Annotated in this window: 17 protein-coding genes and 2 pseudogenes; 1 reads left to right on the top strand and 18 read right to left on the bottom strand. The window is 34.9% G+C overall.

Annotated features, from left to right (window positions below; all coding sequences use genetic code 11):
* Positions 1-82: 82 nt before the first annotated feature.
* Positions 83-805: an endonuclease III gene (locus tag IPH11_12365; GenBank protein MBK6914397.1), complete on the bottom strand. Its 723-nt coding sequence runs from the start codon at positions 803-805 to the stop codon at positions 83-85.
* 90 nt (positions 806-895) lie between these two features.
* Here IPH11_12365 and glmM point away from each other — a divergent pair.
* A pseudogene (gene glmM, locus IPH11_12370) lies at positions 896-2,253 on the top strand (phosphoglucosamine mutase).
* Here the strand turns inward: glmM and IPH11_12375 are convergent.
* The 17 genes and pseudogenes from IPH11_12375 to prmC form a co-directional block, all read right to left on the bottom strand.
* Positions 2,247-3,153: pseudogene (locus IPH11_12375) on the bottom strand (DUF58 domain-containing protein). The pseudogenes glmM and IPH11_12375 overlap by 7 nt on opposite strands.
* Before the next feature lie 106 nt (positions 3,154-3,259).
* Positions 3,260-3,655 carry a tetratricopeptide repeat protein gene (locus IPH11_12380; protein ID MBK6914398.1) on the bottom strand — a complete coding sequence of 132 codons (396 nt, stop codon included), beginning with the start codon at positions 3,653-3,655 and terminating at the stop codon, positions 3,260-3,262.
* A 133-nt stretch (positions 3,656-3,788) separates the two neighbouring features.
* Entirely contained in the window at positions 3,789-4,589 is an 801-nt protein-coding gene (locus IPH11_12385; GenBank protein ID MBK6914399.1) for a T9SS type A sorting domain-containing protein, read from the bottom strand.
* Between the two features lie 296 nt (positions 4,590-4,885).
* Positions 4,886-5,032, bottom strand: a complete 147-nt coding sequence (locus tag IPH11_12390) for a hypothetical protein (GenBank protein ID MBK6914400.1) — start codon at positions 5,030-5,032, stop codon at positions 4,886-4,888.
* Between the two features lie 204 nt (positions 5,033-5,236).
* Entirely contained in the window at positions 5,237-5,845 is a 609-nt protein-coding gene (locus IPH11_12395; protein MBK6914401.1) for a T9SS type A sorting domain-containing protein, read from the bottom strand.
* Positions 5,846-6,782: 937 nt separating this feature from the next.
* Complete coding sequence (locus IPH11_12400; protein ID MBK6914402.1) at positions 6,783-6,953, bottom strand: hypothetical protein; 171 nt, start codon at positions 6,951-6,953, stop codon at positions 6,783-6,785.
* A 137-nt stretch (positions 6,954-7,090) separates the two neighbouring features.
* A complete protein-coding gene (locus tag IPH11_12405) occupies positions 7,091-7,360 on the bottom strand; it encodes a T9SS type A sorting domain-containing protein (GenBank protein ID MBK6914403.1) in 270 nt (89 codons plus the stop codon).
* A gap of 213 nt (positions 7,361-7,573) precedes the next feature.
* Positions 7,574-8,389, bottom strand: coding sequence for a hypothetical protein (locus IPH11_12410; GenBank protein ID MBK6914404.1), 816 nt, complete (start codon positions 8,387-8,389; stop codon positions 7,574-7,576).
* Positions 8,390-8,492: 103 nt separating this feature from the next.
* Positions 8,493-9,065: a hypothetical protein gene (locus IPH11_12415; protein MBK6914405.1), complete on the bottom strand. Its 573-nt coding sequence runs from the start codon at positions 9,063-9,065 to the stop codon at positions 8,493-8,495.
* A gap of 172 nt (positions 9,066-9,237) precedes the next feature.
* Positions 9,238-10,497, bottom strand: coding sequence for a VCBS repeat-containing protein (locus IPH11_12420; protein MBK6914406.1), 1,260 nt, complete (start codon positions 10,495-10,497; stop codon positions 9,238-9,240).
* Positions 10,419-11,264, bottom strand: coding sequence for a VCBS repeat-containing protein (locus tag IPH11_12425; protein ID MBK6914407.1), 846 nt, complete (start codon positions 11,262-11,264; stop codon positions 10,419-10,421). The genes IPH11_12420 and IPH11_12425 overlap by 79 nt, the downstream gene beginning before the upstream one ends.
* Before the next feature lie 271 nt (positions 11,265-11,535).
* Positions 11,536-12,885: a T9SS type A sorting domain-containing protein gene (locus IPH11_12430; protein ID MBK6914408.1), complete on the bottom strand. Its 1,350-nt coding sequence runs from the start codon at positions 12,883-12,885 to the stop codon at positions 11,536-11,538.
* Between the two features lie 142 nt (positions 12,886-13,027).
* Positions 13,028-13,519 carry a 5-(carboxyamino)imidazole ribonucleotide mutase gene (purE, locus tag IPH11_12435; GenBank protein ID MBK6914409.1) on the bottom strand — a complete coding sequence of 164 codons (492 nt, stop codon included), beginning with the start codon at positions 13,517-13,519 and terminating at the stop codon, positions 13,028-13,030.
* 27 nt (positions 13,520-13,546) lie between these two features.
* A complete protein-coding gene (locus IPH11_12440) occupies positions 13,547-15,898 on the bottom strand; it encodes a DNA internalization-related competence protein ComEC/Rec2 (GenBank protein ID MBK6914410.1) in 2,352 nt (783 codons plus the stop codon).
* Positions 15,899-15,933: 35 nt separating this feature from the next.
* Complete coding sequence (locus tag IPH11_12445) at positions 15,934-16,821, bottom strand: alkaline phosphatase family protein (protein MBK6914411.1); 888 nt, start codon at positions 16,819-16,821, stop codon at positions 15,934-15,936.
* Positions 16,822-16,859: 38 nt separating this feature from the next.
* A complete protein-coding gene (locus tag IPH11_12450; protein ID MBK6914412.1) occupies positions 16,860-17,315 on the bottom strand; it encodes a D-tyrosyl-tRNA(Tyr) deacylase in 456 nt (151 codons plus the stop codon).
* A gap of 58 nt (positions 17,316-17,373) precedes the next feature.
* Positions 17,374-18,162, bottom strand: coding sequence for a peptide chain release factor N(5)-glutamine methyltransferase (gene prmC / locus IPH11_12455; protein MBK6914413.1), 789 nt, complete (start codon positions 18,160-18,162; stop codon positions 17,374-17,376).
* Between the last annotated feature and the right edge of the window lie 2 nt (positions 18,163-18,164).

Raw genomic sequence — 18,164 nt, forward strand, 5'->3', positions numbered from 1 at the left:
CTCCGAGAATAAATTATTTAATTGAAATGTTTTCTGAAATTTAATTTTTTTATCAATCAGAGCAAAGCACTAAAAACTACTTTCATTTAACATTGTCCAGCAACATAAAATTATTTACCCTGAATTTCTTGTTCTGAAAGTTTTTTCCATTAAATCCACACTGATTTTCAATCGGGCATTCTTTACAAGCGGGATTTGTCGGTTTGCAAAATTCTCTGCCAAGTTTTATTAAATTGGTATGAAAACTGTGAGCTATCCCTAAAGGGAAGTTTTCATTTAATTGAGCAAATGTTTTATCCGGTGTATTTGTTTCTACCAATCCGATTCTATTTGAAATTCTATGAACGTGAGTATCAACCGGACACACATTTCTATTTAATGAAAATAAAAGAACGCAGGATGCAGTCTTAACTCCAACACCTTCAAAATTTGTTAAATATGTTAGTGCTTCTGTGTTCGACATATTTTTTATTTGATTTAATGACACTCTTCCTTCTTCAATATAATTTTTTTTTATTACTCCTTTTATCGCCATGGCTTTTTGATTTGCAAGTCCTGCAACACGGATTTCATTCTGTAGTTGTTTAGTGGATACGTTTAATAGTAAGTGCCAGGATTTATACTTTGTTTTAAGATTCAGCCAGGCTCGATGTGAATTTTTATCATTAGTGTTTTGGGAGAGGATCGTGGCAATCAACATATCAATTGGTTTGGGCAGTTTTGAATTTCTTCCTGGAAGTCCGTAATAATTGATAAGAGCATTATTAACTTCTGATATTTTTTTCTGAAGAATCTTAATTTGCATAAAAGTTATACTAAAAATGATTTAAGTGAAAATCATTAAATTTGAATGAATTAAAATTATTAATTCGATCTTAAAATCTAAGGAAAATTAATGTCAACTTTGATGGTAAGCATTTCAGGAATTCGTGGAATAATTGGCGATGGACTTGATCCGCAGGTTATAATTAAATACACATCTGCTTACGCAAACTATATTGGGGAAGGTAAAGTTGTAGTGGGGCGTGACGCAAGAATCACCGGCGAAATGATAAATCAAATTGTAACCGGGACTTTGCTTGCCAAAGGCTTGGATGTAATTGATATTGGGATTTGCCCCACCCCAACTGTGCAGTTCACAGTAAAATCGCTGCAGGCACAAGGGGGAATCGCTATTACTGCAAGTCATAACCCAAATGAATGGAATGCATTAAAATTATTAAATCAGACCGGACAATTTATGTCTCCCTCCGAGCATGAGATTATGAAAAATTCTTTAAATGATCTTTCAATATATGCTGACTGGAAAAACATCGGAGTAAGAACTTTGTATTCCGAAGCTGTAAAGAGTCATATAGATGCAATTTTAAAATTGCCCGTAATTAATTTGAATAAAATCAGAGCTAAAAAGTTTAGAGTACTTGCAGATTGCGTAAATGGTGCAGGCGTTTATTGCGTTCCCGATTTTTTAAGATTATTTGGCTGTGAAGTAATCGAGATGAATTGTGAAAAGAGTGGGATCTTCCCCCGCCTGCCCGAACCAATTCCAGAAAATTTAGTAGAAACAATGACAGCAACTAAAGAGAATAATGCAGATTTTGCAATTGTTGTTGACCCTGATGTTGATCGCTTAGTTTTAATCACCGATCAAGGGGAAGCATTCAACGAAGAAAATACAATAACAGTTGCTGCAGATTTTGTCCTATCTAAAACGCCGGGAAATGTTGTAGTCAATCTATCCACCACACGTGCGGTAGAGGATGTTGCAAAAAATCATGCTTGCAATGTATTCCGATCGGCTGTTGGTGAAGCAAATGTCGTACAAAAGATGAAAGATGTAAGTGCTGTAATTGGGGGGAAGGCAGCGGTGGAGTTATTTATCCTACGCTTCATTACGGACGTGATGCACTTGTTGGAATTGCGTTCGTACTTCAGTATTTGACTGATTCCGGGAAGAAGCTTTCGGAAATAAAAAACGAATTGCCGCAATATTTTATTTCGAAGAAAAAAATAAACTTAGGTGATTCACAACCTGATTCAGTGATTAAAAAATTATCAGAGAAATATTCTCTTGAAAAAATAAATACCGAGGATGGTTTGAGAATTGATTTTAATGATCATTGGGTTCACTTTCGTAAATCTAATACTGAGCCAATTATTAGAGTTATTGTGGAGTCAGAATCCGAATTAAATTCAAAAAGATTGATAGATCATTATTTTGAAGAAGTAAATCAAGCACTGCACAATCAATAAAGACGTTTTCTTTTATTGATGTAGCTGAAGAGTGCTTTATCAAATGGTGTGGAGGTTTCTAACAAATTGAATTCAACATTTGCATTCAGACAATCTTTTTTATTTTAGAAATAAATTCTCTCATTGATTCCCGATATGCTTTTGAATTTGATAAGGCTGAATTGTCATCTTCTCCCCCGTTTCCAGATCCTTATATATAGAATCTTTTTGGAAATCGAAACTTCTCTCAAGCGGATCGAGTATTTGAAAAACGATCACCTCATTTTTTTTATATCTAAAATGTTTTAATGCACTAATTACTGACTTCGGTTCATCAAAGAGATCTGAGATAATAATTACTAATCCCTTCTTCGAAATTTTTTCAGCAATATTTCCAAGACAAAACGCGGTATTCGTTTTGTCTGAAGTTTCTGCGAGAGATATACTTTTTAATATTTCCTGAAGATATGTCTTAGTGGATTTAGGCGGAATAGTTTTAACAATTTTGTCAGAATACAGAGTGAGACCAACGGCATCCTGCTGTTTCACCATTAAATAACTTAACGAGGCGGCGAGAGTTTTTGCATATTCAATTTTACTAATATTTGAAGGAGAACCATAACTCATAGACTTGCTAATGTCAAGCAGAATGTAACAGCGAAGATTTGTTTCTTCTTCATATTGCTTGATAAAAAATTTTTCAGTCTTGCCGTAAACTTTCCAGTCAATGTCTTTTGGACTATCGCTTTGCATATACGGTCTATGCTGTGTAAACTCTACACTAAAGCCATGATATGGACTTCGATGAAGTCCTACCATAAATCCTTCGACAACAAGTCTTGCTTTTAATTCGATTGAGTTAAGCTTAGAGACTAAAGCGGGATTTAAATAATCTCTATAATTATTTTTTGTCCCCTCCATTATTTATTCGCAGAAATTTTCTTCTCAAGAATTTCTTCCGGTGAGAGTCCCATATTTTCAAGTTCCTCTTTTGCTGAGGGAGCTAATTTATCATTTGGGAATTTACTTAGAAATAAATTATAAGTTTCAGTGGCTTCGTTAAAATTTTTAAGATCATTAGCAAGAATAAATGCAATATGAATAATGAGGAAGGTGCCTGCGGGCTCTTAGGATATTTCGTAAAAATCATCTTGAAAGTATCAACAGCTTTTTTGAGAGATGCTCCGCCTGTTAAAGTTGTATCCAATTTGTTTTGGTAAACCTGAGCGATTTTTAGCATTGCCTCCGGTGCCAATACACTTTCAGGATATTCATCAATTAAATTTTGAAAAGAAGTAATCGCTTCAGAAATTTTTTTTTGATCAAGTTGTGCAGCACCGTTATCGAGATATTCCTTATCGGTGGTTTTACCGCAGGATAATATTAAAACGCTGATGATAATGGTTAAGACAAAGTATTTCATTTAATTTCCATTTTATTTTTATTGATGTAAAATTATAAATTAAGTTGTGAAGGTGCAAAGTAATCTAAGAGCAATAATAAAAAAAGCCGGTCATTTTCAGACCGGCTTAAATAGAATTCAACTAACTAAATTATTATTTAGTCAATATCATTTTCTTTACTGAACTATAGCTTGTTCCATCTACTCCATTTGCTTCTATCTTGTAGAAGTAAACTCCACTGTTCAGGCTGCTTGCATCAAAGTTTACAGTATGCTGACCTGCGGTCAACTGTCCGTTTACTAATTGTGCTAATTCCTGTCCTATCACATCAAATATTTTCAAGCTTACTTTTGAATCTGCTGCTAAGCTGAAGTCTATTGTTGTTGCAGGGTTAAATGGATTTGGATAGTTCTGTGATAAATTAAATTCTGCAGGAGCAAGAATCTCAACTTCAACAGTATTTGAGTATTTGAATGTTCCATCAAAATCAATCTGTTTCAAACGATAGGTATATGTTCCAGAAGTTACTTCTCTATCATTGAAACTATAATACTTACTTTCTGTTGTTGTTCCGAATCCTGCAATATATCCAACTACTTCAAATTCAGCACCGGAGCTTCTCTCTATTGAAAATCCCTGGTTGTTGATTTCAGAAGCTGTAACCCAATTCAAGTTGACAAACGTACCTTGACTTGTCGCTACAAAACTAACAAGCTCAACAGGAACGGCATCATCACCGCTGATTAGAATGGACATATCGTCACCTAACGGATTCCATGTTATACCCGGTGTTTCAAAAGCAAAAGCACTGCCTGCTATACCATGTGTAACATCAAGATTTCCTGTCTCCCAGAAGAAGTTACTTGAAGCCGTGCTATTGTTGAAGATTTCTATCCAATACGATCCTGTAGTAGAGACAATAATCGGAGAGGCACTGAAGTCGAATGTGAACACATACTCATCTACCCCAAACAGGACGATTCCTGTGGTTGACCGGCTATCGGCTGCAATATGACTAGGACTATCTACAACTGCTCCGGGAAAACCGCCTGCATCGTTGTAAAGTGTGAGTGTGAAATCATCAACCGGGTTTGGGATGTTTTCCGGGAAATACCCACCCCAAAATACTATCCCGGTGATTCCATAAGTAGGACCAGCAGTTCCAACTGCGAAGTTATCCGCAATTGATTGCTGTAGCGTACCGCAACCTTGGCAATCAGAATCCGAGAAATAGCCGTTTACGCCGTTTGTTACTTGGTCAAGGAAGACAATTGGTGAAAAGAGTTTTCGATGTAAGAACTTCCGGAAATCCCGGCAGAACCATAATCGAGAAGTGAAGACTGAGCAAATACAGAAAATGAAAAAAGAAGGACAAAAAGTACAAAGAATTTATACATTATGACTCCTTACGATTAGTTTAATTAACAGAACAAACACTTATTTTTTTGCTCTGCGATAAAATTAAAAAAATTTTACACATCACTTTATAAATAATTCTGAACAAAAGCAATATTTTTTTATAAAATAAAAGCCGGTCATTTTCAGAGCGGCTTAAATAGAAGTCAACTAACTAAATTATTATTTAGTCAATATCATTTTCTTTACTGAACATAGCTTGTTCCATCTACTCCGTTTGCTTCTATCTTGTAGAAGTAAACTCCGCTGTTCAGGCTTCTTGCATCAAAGTTTACATTATGCTGACCTGCTGCCAACTGTCCGTTTACTAATTGTGCTACTTCCTGTCCTATCACATCAAATATCTTCAAGCTTACTTTTGAATCTGCTAAGCTGAAGTTTATTGTTGTTGAAGGGTTAAATGGATTTGGAAAATTATTGAAAAGTTCGAATTCGGATAATTCGTGCTCCATTGAACTTAAAATCATTTTTTTTTGAACATCATAGTATTCATAAACGCCTGCATCAAATAAATCATTGAAAGGTCTTGTCTTCCCAAGAAAATCAAATGCAAATTCATTTGGCAGAGTTTCACCTAAATCTATTGCTGGTGAACCCGACGTAATCATGTAGGGTTGCTCGTTATTCTCAAATATAGGATCTTCATTTCTAGAAAGTGCCTCATATCCACCAAGTATCCATTCATTCCAATTATATTCATACTGACTACCAATTTTAAATATTATTAAATTGCTGTTTGTAGAATAAAACAAATTATTATTGGAGAAAGTAATGTTTGTGGGGGTTACTATCATTTGGAAAATGAAATGCTTTTAAACTAGGTAGATCCTCAGCATAAAAATGTTATTACGAAGTCTTGGTGTGATGACATCACTGCTTATTTCCAAGCAGAAACCTTGGTTATTATTAGTATTAACAATAGTATTGCTATAAATAGTAACCACATCCAATGATGATATTATTTGAACACCACCTTCCTGACAATTTTCAATTATATTATTATAAATATTAATACTATTCCCTGGGGTAGTTCCATTATTATTTACTCGTATCCTCAAATTCTTTTTATTAAACCATTATTCCAACCCAAATGATTATTGAAAATATTTGCTCTTTATTGGAAACTGACGCATAGTCAACAACAATACCGAGTGTAGATTTTTGCAAAACATTATTATAAACATCAACACCGGCACCGTCTATTTTAATAAAGTTTTTGAATTTTCATTTTTTACTTCTATAAAATTTTCACTAATGCAATTGTCCGTACCATTATGAATTTCAATTCCATCTCCCCAATGAATAATTGAATTATCTCCTCACCATAATTCAATAATGAATTGTAAGAAATAATTGAATTAGAGCCAATAATAAATATGCAATCATTTCTAATCTCAGATATTGTCGAATTACTGATTTCAGTATTATTACCAATTAAGGAGACAATTATGAATTCTATCAATATGTGATGGATTAGGTGGTTGGATGATACCTATATCATGAATAAATAAATTATCTATTATGATGTATAAGTTATTGCGAATGGCCTTATTCCTTCTGTTATGTAATTTCTTATTTCTATATCTTCAATATTATAATACTTAGACTGTAATATTATCCCTGTCTCCAACGAATTAGAGCCATCAAAGATTGGATACCTAGGATCCAAATATGGATAACTATTTAGAGTTATATGTTTATCGTCCAAACCATCTGGCGAATTGGATAAATCTAAAGACTCGTACCATATATCACCCTTTTGAATGAAATTATATCCCTATGTTTAAACACAGATTGATCTGCAGCACGTTTAACTCTCATTAAAGTTTTCCATGGTTTATCAATTGTGGTGCCTAAACCAATCATCATTTCCACTATTAGATATATAATAAGTTTGTCCATAGATTATATTTATTATAAAAATGCAATAAAATATCATTGTCTTCATTTTTGCTTCCTATATTATTAGTTTTGGAGAGAATTTAAAAAAAGCCGGTCATTTTTAGACCGGCTTAATAAGAACTTGACTAATTAAAAAATTATTTAGTCAATATCATTTTCTTTACTGAACTGTAGCTTGTTCCATCTACTCCATTTGCTTCTATCTTGTAGAAGTAAACTCCACTGTTCAGGCTTCTTGCATCAAAGTTTACGTTATGCTGACCTGCTGCCAACTGTCCGTTTACTAATTGTGCTACTTCCTGTCCTATAACATCAAATATTTTCAAGCTTACTTTTGAATCTGCCAAGCTGAAATTAATTGTTGTTGAAGGGTTAAATGGATTTGGATAGTTCCGTGATAACTGGATATACTTTTGGTGCGCTTACTTCTACTTACTTCAGGGCTGTATTCAAATGTACCGTTGAAGTCAACTTGTTTCAGTCTGTAAGTATAGTTTCCGCTTCCAATTGTTTTATCAGTAAATGTTTATGCTTTAACTTCTGTAGTTGTACCGAAACCTGCTACGTAACCAACTTTTTCAAATTGTCCATTGCTCTTTCTTTCGATATCAAAGCCCTGGTTATTTGTTTCTGGTTGCTGCTGACCAGTTCAATACTACTTCATTGTTATTTGCCTTTGCTGTGAATGATGTTAATTCAACTGGAATAACAACTCCCTGAATTAGTAAGTTGTCAACAGCCCACCACCAATCCCAACCAGGCTGAATAGAAACTAATCTAATCCAGAAGTTTGTTCCATCAACAACTGACATAGGCCAGAATTCATGTGTGTTACGCACATCAACATCGTCAAAAGTGAGAATGTTTGTCCATAGCCCGCCATCGGTTGATACATCAACAATAGCAAAATCGCCGGCTATGATTGCCTGCCAATCGTTATCAAATTCAAGTGTTACATCTGTAGCATTTGTAGCATCAAAAGGACCGGCTACTGCTGTAGTATTTGTAACTGTACCGCTTCCGCAAAGATCTGCGTCTGCTGCAAATACATTACCAGCCGCAGTTGAAGGCATTGTGTAAGGTCTGCTACCCAATGGAATAATTTCCCATACGCAGTTACCGCCGTCATTTGTTATTGTCCAATTGCCAGAACCAGCTTCGAAATCATCAAAGAATATGCTTGCAATTGCAGGGTTTTGCTCGGTTGTAAAATTCCAGGTTGAACCGCTTGTAGTACCGCTGCCGTCTATTTCATTAACTTTCCAATAATAAGTGGTTGAATAATTGAGAGGTGTTCCGGGAACGCCAACTGAATTAACCAGCGCACCAGAATAGATTAATGACATGCCACCAGGAGTATCACCAAAGTAAACTTCAAGAGAAGTTGCACCTGCCGGGTTTGTCCACATTAGATCAGAAATATTAACTTGAAACACCAGTAGTTCCGGAAGCAGGAATTGGATCTGTAGCTGGACCAGGTCCGGAAAGCGATTCAACAATTCCATGAATATTCCAGTTATAGGGAAGTCCAAAATTATTTTAAATGATCCCACGCACCAGAGAAATATATCCAATCACCATCAGGTACTGCAGGACCATCATCACAACCTGCAGGAAGAATCCGCCGGAGTGAGTTACTTCATATCCAATCCAAATATCATTTCCTGTTATAAATACTGGAGATGAAAGAGTAATAAGGTTCCAACTAGTTCCTACAATCTGGCTGGTTACATCTTCAGAATACAAGAGTGAACCGGGGAGAGAAGGTGTTCCCTCATCATAAATTTTTATAACACATGGTGATGGAGCATCATTGATATATATTTCAATCTGCGTAAGAGACTGACCAACATACAAACCTGTAATTGAACCATCAAAACGAGCAGAAACTTCAAAAGTGCCGCCGGAAGTTAAACCTATAGCATCGAAGTTAACCCCATCATCCCATTGTAACACAGTACTATTAGGATTATTCTGGGAAGTAGTATTGTACCTTTTAACTTGATCCAGATGAGCACGTGAAATATCACGTGATAATTCCTGACTAATAGCAGTAGTGATAAATAACATTGAAAGAAGAAAACTAAAAAAGAACCTGTACAGTTTGTACATATATCCTCCGATTATAGTTTAAAGAAATTTTTAATTTGTTACAGAACATTCATTCAATTTTTTGTTCTGTGTTAAATTAAAAAATTTACACTTCACTTTATCAAAAATTTTGAAATAAAGCAATTATTTTTTACATAAATTTTAAAATCTTATTTGTTAAATATCATTTTTTTTACAGCTTCAAAAAAGTACCAGATTGATTTTTCACTCTTAACTTATAAAAATATACTCCACTTATTAAGCTGCTTGCATCAAAATTTATTGAATGTCTTCCCGCTTCTAATTCTCTGTTAATCAGATGCGATACTTGCTGCCCCAATACATCAAATATAATTAAACTTACCTGCGAGTCATTTTCTAAATTAAAACTTATTGTGGTAGCCGGGTTAAATGGATTCGGGTAGTTCTGTTCTAGTTCAAAATTATCTGCATTTATAATTGAAACCTCGACTATGTTAGAATATTCATAGCTTCCGTCAAAATCAATTTGCTTCAATCTGTATTGGTAATTTGCTTCCGCAATATCATCATCGGTGAATGAATAACTTTTTAGTTCGGTTGTAGTTCCAAATCCTGGAACAAATCCAACTACATTCCAATTCATATTGCCAATCGAAGACTGTGGACTGAAGACTTGTCTTTTTTCAATTTCAAAACCACTGTTGTTTATCTCAGTTGCTGTTGACCAGTTCAAAACTACTTCATTATTATTTGCTTGTGCTGTGAACGAAGTCAGTTCTACGGGGACAATTGTTTCGCCTTCTTCAATTAAAAGAATTTGATTTGGAGCAACATCATAAAATTTATCAACCAAACTGCTCGTCCAATAAATAATAATGGAATCTATCGAAGAGGCATTTCCAATACCTAAAATTTGTGAGGAGCTTGATTGAGATGCAAAGCTTATACCGCAGTGAATATATCGAACGTATCTATCGCTGCCGAGATAATATTCAATTTTACTTCCCACCCCGTCTTTGTTTGTGGAAATTCCATTCAAAATAATTTTTACCCAGTTATTTGTTCCACCGCTGCTTTGATATAAATTCATATTACCATTCGTGTTGAACACAGCAACATCGCAATAACCATTGTTATCAAAATCACCGATTGCGTTTCCGTAACTTTCATAATTTTCATCGAAACCAATTCCGGTTACCTGACTAAAAGTTCCATCGCCTTGATTTTCAAATAAAACATTATTATTGTTTGGGCTTCCAACTGAGACAGATACGTATAAATCCATATCACTGTCGTTATCAAAATCAAAAAAGTTTGCGCCCCAGCAAACCTGATTCACCGCCACTCCAAGTTGAGTTGTAACATCTGTAAAAGTTTCATCACCATTGTTTTTTAATAGATGATTGCCCGTTGGATCATTGGAAACATAAATATCAAAAAATCCATTATTATCGTAATCACCAATACCCACCCCATGAACGAGCCTTTCGTTCCTGTTCCGGAGGTCTCAGTAATATCTGCAAAGGTTCCGTCACCAAGATTCTTAAAAAGTGAATTGCCGGTTTGATGATCGTTAGCTGTAAAAATATCGGTGTAACCGTCATTATTAAAGTCGAAGAAAGCTACTGCAAGAGGAGTTTTAAAAAATGAAGTGCCGCCAAGTGTGTCTTGAACATTCGCCTGAATCGTAACATCTGCAAAAGTTCCATCGCCATTATTTTTATAAAGATAATTAGGTTGATATTCACTGTAGTTAGTCACATAAAGATCGAGCCAACCATCATTATTATAATCGCCCCAGCAAGCTGCGGAAGTGGTCATTGAATCAGGAGATAGTCCTGAAGATAATGTAACATCTGTAAAATTAAAATTTCCATCGTTGCGATAAAGTAAATTATTAGCAAAGTATCTGCCCACAAATAAATCGCGGTCGCCATCGTTATCATAATCAACCCATAGTGTTAGAGTTGAACGGAGAGTATCTGAGATTCCAGAGGAGGGTTGAACATTGGTGAAGTTCGTAAAGTCATTTCTAAATAGAAAAACAGCTCCGCCATTACTGTTGTTAAAAGAAATATCATCTTTGCCGTCTTTGTTAAAATCACAAAAACTTATTCCTCCATCCGCTCCTTGAAACGGGTGAAATAATCCCATACTTAAAGCAACATCCTGAAATGTCACTTGAGAGATGCTATTTGAAACAGTAATTAACGCAAGAGCCAGAATCAATTTCTTCATCCTAAAAAACTCTCAGAAAATTATGAATGAGAAAATCAGTAAATAGTTTAAGCAATTATTCAAAAATTTACTTAGCGACAATAATCATTTTTTAGTATTGAAGCAAGTACTGTTGAAAGAAAATATTTTTTAAATTGATACAATCCTATGGTTCCTGATCAAGTTCGGAATGGTAAAACGGATGATTTTTGCCGTTATAAGTTGCTTCAATCAGTTATAAAAAAGCCGGTCATTTTCTGACCAATTAAATAGAATTCAACTAACTAAATTATTATTTAGTCAATATCATTTTCTTTACTGAACTGTAGCTTGTTCCATCTACTCCGTTTGCTTCTATCTTGTAGAAGTAAACTCCACTGTTCAGGCTGCTTGCATCAAAGTTTACGTTATGCTGACCTGCTGCCAACTGTCCGTTTACCAATTGTGCTAATTCCTGTCCTATCACATCAAATATTTTCAAGCTTACTTTTGAATCTGTTGCTAAGCTGAAATTAATTGTTGTTGCAGGGTTAAATGGGTTTGGATAGTTCTGTGATAACTGATATACTTTTGGTGCGCTTACTTCTACTTCAACTTCAGGACTGTATTCAAATGTACCATTGAAGTCAACTTGTTTCAGTCTATAAGTATAGTTTCCGCTTCCAACTGTTTTATCAGTAAATGTGTATGCTTTAACTTCTGTAGTTGTACCGAAACCGGCTACGTAACCAACTTTTTCAAATTGACCATTGCTTTTTCTTTCTATGTCAAAGCCCTGATTATTTGTTTCGGTTGCTGTTGACCAGTTCAATACTACTTCATTGTTATTTGCCTTTGCTGTGAACGAAGTTAATTCAACTGGCACTACTGAACCCATAATTACGAAAGGAAATCCTTGCTGAGTTAAGGTGCCGCCATCATTTGCTGGACCCCAGACACCCGCTAAATTTTGATAACCGTTACCCGTAGTAGTCAATCCTGTAATCGTAATAGGAGGCGCCCAAGGACCGGAAGCAGAAGTGCCGCCACATTGCCATTCGATCCAATAAGTTCCTGCAGAAAAAGTTGCCCCAACAGTTACATGACTTTCCATAATTGGTCTATCACTGTTTGTACCGGTTGTGGTTTCACTTACTCTGTAAATTCCAGCCCAAGCAGTGCTGCTAAGAACATTAGTAGTCAAATCACCCCAAATAACACTACTTCCACCAACTGAGGGATCACCATCCCAAATCTGAACTCGGTAATCATTTATGGTTGAAGTTGTGCCGGAAAATGTTTGATAAGCATAAAAAATTATTTCGTCAATAGTCCAATCTTCCGTTGCCACGAAATCATCAGCCATTGAATTTGTGTTAATTATCTGATGGCCAAAGCCGAGCGTAGTCATTCCAAGCGTAACGCTTTGTAAAACACTCTCGTCTGCGCCACCAACACCAGTGCCAGGACTATTTACAAGAGGTCCATTATCATAAAGCACTGCAAATAAACCGTCACTCAATTTCGGTTGTTGTGTTGTAAGATCTGCTTTATTAGTGCCTATGAATGAATTGTTATCCTGTGCCTTGTCCTGAGCGAGCAAATTTGGCACAAGGAATACTACTAATAATATGACGAACAAAGAACGGTAGATATTAGACATTAAGTACCTCCAAAAGTTAAATGAAGTTTGAATTAATGAGTTACAAAATATTTTACACAATGTTTAGTTAATATTTTAACAACAATTTAGGTAAAATCTTTAGTCAACAATAATCATTTTTTAGTATTGAAGCAAGTATTTGCTAATTAATTTTTTTATTTTTTTCGAGTGATTCCCGCTCAAGATTTTTTTTGAAGTCAATCATTTTATTTAGAATATTATTATCGGCAGTTGCTAAAATTTGTGCCGCAAGTATTCCGGCGTTCTTTGCACCATTTATTGCGACTGTAGCTACCGGAACACCTAAAGGCATCTGCACAATGGAAAACAACGAATCCATTCCTTCCAAAGATTTCCCTTTTATCGGAACCCCGATTACAGGCAATGGAGTGAATGCAGCGGTAACTCCCGGCAGATGAGCGGCGCCGCCGGCACCGGCTATAATTACTTTCATCCCGCTTTTGTGTGCGTTGGCGGAATATTCAAAAAGAAATTTTGGACTGCGGTGAGCGGAAATTATTTTCAGTTCATTTGTAATTCCAAATTGATTTAGAATATCGGAAGCTTCTTTCATTATCGGAAGATCTGAATCGCTGCCCATAATAATACCGACTAAAATATTTTGATTTGTCATTTCAACTCCTGTTCACTTTAAATAGATTTATCTCCATTGAATAATTTTTATCGAATCGCCATCCGACTGAAGAATTGATGCACCAGAAAGATCAGTCCGCAATATTTTTGAAGCTGAATTTTGCAGCCGGTTCAAAACTTTACCGGATGGATGCCCAAATTTATTTTTAAAACCTGCACTTACCAAAGATAATTTTGGTTTGACACTATTTAAAAATTTTAACGAGCTGCTCGTTATACTTCCGTGATGTCCTACTTTCAATACATTTGAATCTAGAAACTCTGAATATTTATGCGCAAAGTAATTCTCTCCATCAGCCTCAAGATCACCTGTAAATAAAAAACTTGTGTTTCGGTAAACCAATTTGAAAATGCCGCTTTTATCATTTGTAGAAAGTGCAGAATAATTTTTATCGGTTGGATCATTTAATATGTAAAAACGCGCTCCGCCAATTTCTAAATATTTTTTATGGTAGTAAGAAATTGGTAAATGTTTTTTACGAAGATACTTTTCAAATCGAACATCTTTCTCGAGTGTTGAATCAAGCTGCGGTTTGAAAATCCTTTTAATTTTATTTTCATCAATTAAAGAAATAAACCCGGCGTAATGATCCGAATCTATATGAGTTACAAACCCATAATCAATAACATCAATTCCAAGATAATCAAGCAAAGGAATTATTACACGCTCCCCATTATCAAAATATTGATCAGCATTGCCCGCATCAATTAAAGCAGTCTTACCATCGGGAAATTTAATAAGAAAAGAATCCCCCTGCCCTACATCAATCATTACAATGTTTAATGAGTTTTTTTGCAGCAGTTCCTTATCATCAATTTGTGAATAGACAAAAATATTTAGAAAAATTATAAGCAGTAAAATGATTTTAGCGATGGGTGAATTAAATTTCTTCCAAAAATAAATTACAAATAAAATAAATACGGAAATCGTAATCGCATTAAATGCTGAAAAAAGATTAATTCTGGCAAAAGAAAAATCAAGCTCGCCGGCTGATTTTATAAATGCAAATAATGAAATGGTCAGATAATCATTTACAAATGCATAAACTGATGCAAGCCACATTGAAACTGGACTAATCGCCAGTGTAAAAATCGCAATTGCAACTACTACTCCAACAGCAGGAATAACAATCAAATTAGCGATGAAAGCTACCACGGATAATTTTCCAAAATAGTACATCGTCATTGGAAGCGTACCAAGCTGCGCTCCAAAAGATACCGCAAGAAATAAAAATAAATACCGGATTGATTTAGATTTTAGCTTTAGTGAATTAATATATTTTGTGATTTGAGGAGTCACTGCTCCAATTCCAAATACTGCACCAAATGATAATTGAAAGGATGGTGAAAAAAGTTCATCAGGTTTGAATAATAAAATTGCAAGTGCAGCAATAGCGAGCGAATTAAAAATATTGGTGGTGCGATTAGAAATAAATGCAATGATAATTACAGATGACATAACCACAGCCCGAATAACCGAGTCGGGTGAATTAGTTAGAAACATAAATAGTATAAGTCCAGTCAGCGTAAAAATAGAGCGCAAATAAAGATTGAACCTGCCGAATAAAATTAAAAAAATCATTGCGATATATCCTACATGTAAACCGGAAACCGCAAGCACGTGCACCACCCCTGTGTTTATGAATTGAGTTTTCGTGTCGTAATCTATTTCACTTCTGTCTGCAAGTAAAAGTCCTTTGATAAAACCTGCTGTCAGCGGTAAATGAATTGATTTAATTTTCGAATCAAGCACTCGTCTTATTTGATGAATTGTATTGTCAAAATAATTCACGCCAGGATTTATAATTTTAACATCACTTACTTTGTAAGTCGTTAGTGAACCTGATATTCCTATTGAATGAAGATAGTTATTATAATCAAACTCACCCGGGTTTCGCTGTGTTTTACCTTCAGAAAAAATACCGATAGCAGAAATAATATTGCCAGGTTTTAATACATCATAAATCGAATCCATTAATAATTTTTCATCGCGGATTCTTAAGTACATTTCACAATCAATTTGTTGAAACATCTTATTAAATTTTATTGAATCAACTTTTATCAGCATACTGATTTCATATTCTTTTTGAAGATCAATTCTTTTTATTTCACCGATTACAAAAACATTTTTTTCTCGATTTAGAGTATCCGGGAAATCAAATGAATTAACTTTGTTTAATTCGGCAGTCAGACATCCGGCAATTATAATTGAAAGAACTACAATCAACGATGCGGCAAAGCTTCTTTCTGTAACAGTTTTTTTTAAAATAAAAATCAATAAAATGAGAATGAGAGATTCAAATGATACAAGAACGATAGCATCGAGCTCGATAAATCGTTGAATAATTATCCCCGTCATAAACAGTAATACAAATTTTATTACCGGATAATCTTTCATAAACAAAAGTCAGATATAGCTTTTTTGAATTGAGTAATATTGGTTATCGCGTTAGCCAATTTACTTGCGTGTTTTCCGCCAGTAATTGTTAATGAGGGATTCAATGTGTGAGTTTTAATAGAAAGATCTTCGAGGTTTCCGTGATCAGAACAAACTATAAAAGTCAAATCATTTGGAATATTCTTAATCAAATGCAGGAGGAATAAATCAATGTTGCTAAATATTTGATCGAACTCATTTTTAATTCTACCGTGCCCTATATGATCGGTTAGAAAAAATTCATAAAGTGTAAAATCATTTTCGTCTGCGATACTTAGCAATCGTTCGGCAGCGGTTTGTGGACTTATGATTGGCAGGTTGTAACCAAGTTTGCTGTTCCATCTTTCATTTGTAATCTCTGCCGTAAGTGCGCTGCCTTTCAGTACATCAGTTTCATCATTTAATTTCATCCTCGCTGAAAGATAACTCAATGAAGTAACACTTAATCTTGATTTACCTGAATTTATGTAGTCAAAAAAAACTTGAGGATAAGCGTTCGCAAAAAAAGCTTTGCGATTTAGATTTTTATAATGAAGAAAAATATTTTTTTCGTTAATGATAGGAATTGTAGTGGAGTACGGATACGGTCCGAAATGTTTGCCGACAAATTGCGGTGCGTTTATTCCACAGAAGATTGATGTTTGTCCCGTACCGCTTTGCGGCAGCCCGTCAACGCCAAGCCTTGCATCAGTGGGGAAAAGATAGAAACCATTTGACGTCAATGAAGAATTTTCCAGCGAAGGAATTTCACCAAATATTTTTAGGAATGATTTGAAGCCGTATTTGAAGAAGGGATTAAACTCATAATCTTTTTTGCCGATACCGACACCATCTATAAAAATCATTAGCACCGGATTCAACTTTTCAGACTCCGATAGTTATTTTATTTTTCTTTCGATTCTACAAGAAGAGTAACAGGTCCATCATTGAATATTTTTACCTGCATCATCGCTCCAAAAATACCTGCTTTAACTTTTCTTTCACCCAAATTATCTTTCATTCTTTCAATGAATTTTTCATAAACGGGAATCGCCTCATCCGGCTTGGCAGCATCAGTAAAACCAGGTCTGTTACCTTTTGAAGTATCTCCATACAAAGTAAATTGAGATATAATCAGAACATCACCATTAATGTCTTTAACTGAAGTATTCATCTTTTGCTCACTGTCCTCAAATATCCGAAGGTTGGTGCATTTATCTGCAACGTAAATTGAATCCTCAATCGTGTCTCCGGTTTTTATTCCAAGCAGAATTACTAATCCTCTCTTTATATCAGCCGAATAATTATTAGCCGATATATAAACTCCCCCTTCGGAAACTCTTTGAACTATTGCTCTCATTTTTTCTCTCCTGAAATTACTCTTTCAATCTCTTGAAAATCTCTTTTTATTCGGATGTTTACGAATCCATTTTCCTCAAGAATCTTTTTACAGAATCAGATTGATCTTTTCCTATTTCAAAATAAAGCTTTCCGTTATTTTTCAAAAGTCTTATTGCTTTTTCTGAAATGATTCTAAAGAATGAAAGCCCATCTGCATTGTCGGTCAATGCGATTGACGGTTCAAAGACCCGTAACTCAGTTTGAAGTTTTGGGAATTCATCCTTTGAAATATATGGCGGATTTGAAACGATAATATCAAATGATCGCTCAGATAAAGAAAGGTCATTACGCACATCTAATTGTAAAAATTTTATCCGATCTGCCACACAATTTTTAATTGCATTCTTCTTAGCGTTCTCTAATGCAGCTTCACTAATATCTATCGCAAATAATTCAGGTTGATCCATGCTCTTTGCCAATGTAATTGCAATTATTCCACTACCCGTTCCAATATCCAGAATTTTTAGATTAGTATTTTTATTCTCTTCAATAATTGCTTCAACTAATAATTCTGTTTCAGGACGTGGAATTAAAACTGAAGAATCAACATTAAATTCTAATCCATAAAATTCTACATTCCCGATAATATATTGAAGCGGAACAAAGCTGCCGCGTTTTTTTAGTAACTCTCTGTAAAGCACAACTTCGTCTTCCTTCAACGGACGATCAAATAAAAGGTAGAGGTCAAGTCGTTTGCAATTTAAAAGGTGCGCAAGCAATAGTTCGGCATTAAGGCGGGGAGATTCAATTCCTTTTTTTTGTAAATAATCAGCGGAAAGCTTTACGGCTTCAAGTACTGTTAGCATTT

This window comes from Ignavibacteriales bacterium, from assembly GCA_016709155.1.
Classification (GTDB): domain Bacteria; phylum Bacteroidota; class Ignavibacteria; order Ignavibacteriales; family Ignavibacteriaceae; genus JADJEI01.

Bases quoted from the DNA above. Each gene is read 5' to 3' on its own strand.
- IPH11_12365 (MBK6914397.1), bottom strand. From the start codon at position 805: ATGCAAATTAAGATTCTTCAGAAAAAAATATCAGAAGTTAATAATGCT.
- IPH11_12380 (MBK6914398.1), bottom strand. From the start codon at position 3,655: ATGAAATACTTTGTCTTAACCATTATCATCAGCGTTTTAATATTATCC.
- IPH11_12390 (MBK6914400.1), bottom strand. From the start codon at position 5,032: ATGTATAAATTCTTTGTACTTTTTGTCCTTCTTTTTTCATTTTCTGTA.
- IPH11_12395 (MBK6914401.1), bottom strand. From the start codon at position 5,845: ATGATAGTAACCCCCACAAACATTACTTTCTCCAATAATAATTTGTTT.
- IPH11_12400 (MBK6914402.1), bottom strand. From the start codon at position 6,953: ATGGACAAACTTATTATATATCTAATAGTGGAAATGATGATTGGTTTA.
- IPH11_12415 (MBK6914405.1), bottom strand. From the start codon at position 9,065: ATGTACAAACTGTACAGGTTCTTTTTTAGTTTTCTTCTTTCAATGTTA.
- IPH11_12425 (MBK6914407.1), bottom strand. From the start codon at position 11,264: ATGAAGAAATTGATTCTGGCTCTTGCGTTAATTACTGTTTCAAATAGC.
- IPH11_12430 (MBK6914408.1), bottom strand. From the start codon at position 12,885: ATGTCTAATATCTACCGTTCTTTGTTCGTCATATTATTAGTAGTATTC.
- purE (MBK6914409.1), bottom strand. From the start codon at position 13,519: ATGACAAATCAAAATATTTTAGTCGGTATTATTATGGGCAGCGATTCA.
- IPH11_12440 (MBK6914410.1), bottom strand. From the start codon at position 15,898: ATGACGGGGATAATTATTCAACGATTTATCGAGCTCGATGCTATCGTT.
- IPH11_12445 (MBK6914411.1), bottom strand. From the start codon at position 16,821: ATGATTTTTATAGATGGTGTCGGTATCGGCAAAAAAGATTATGAGTTT.
- IPH11_12450 (MBK6914412.1), bottom strand. From the start codon at position 17,315: ATGAGAGCAATAGTTCAAAGAGTTTCCGAAGGGGGAGTTTATATATCG.
- prmC (MBK6914413.1), bottom strand. From the start codon at position 18,162: ATGCTAACAGTACTTGAAGCCGTAAAGCTTTCCGCTGATTATTTACAA.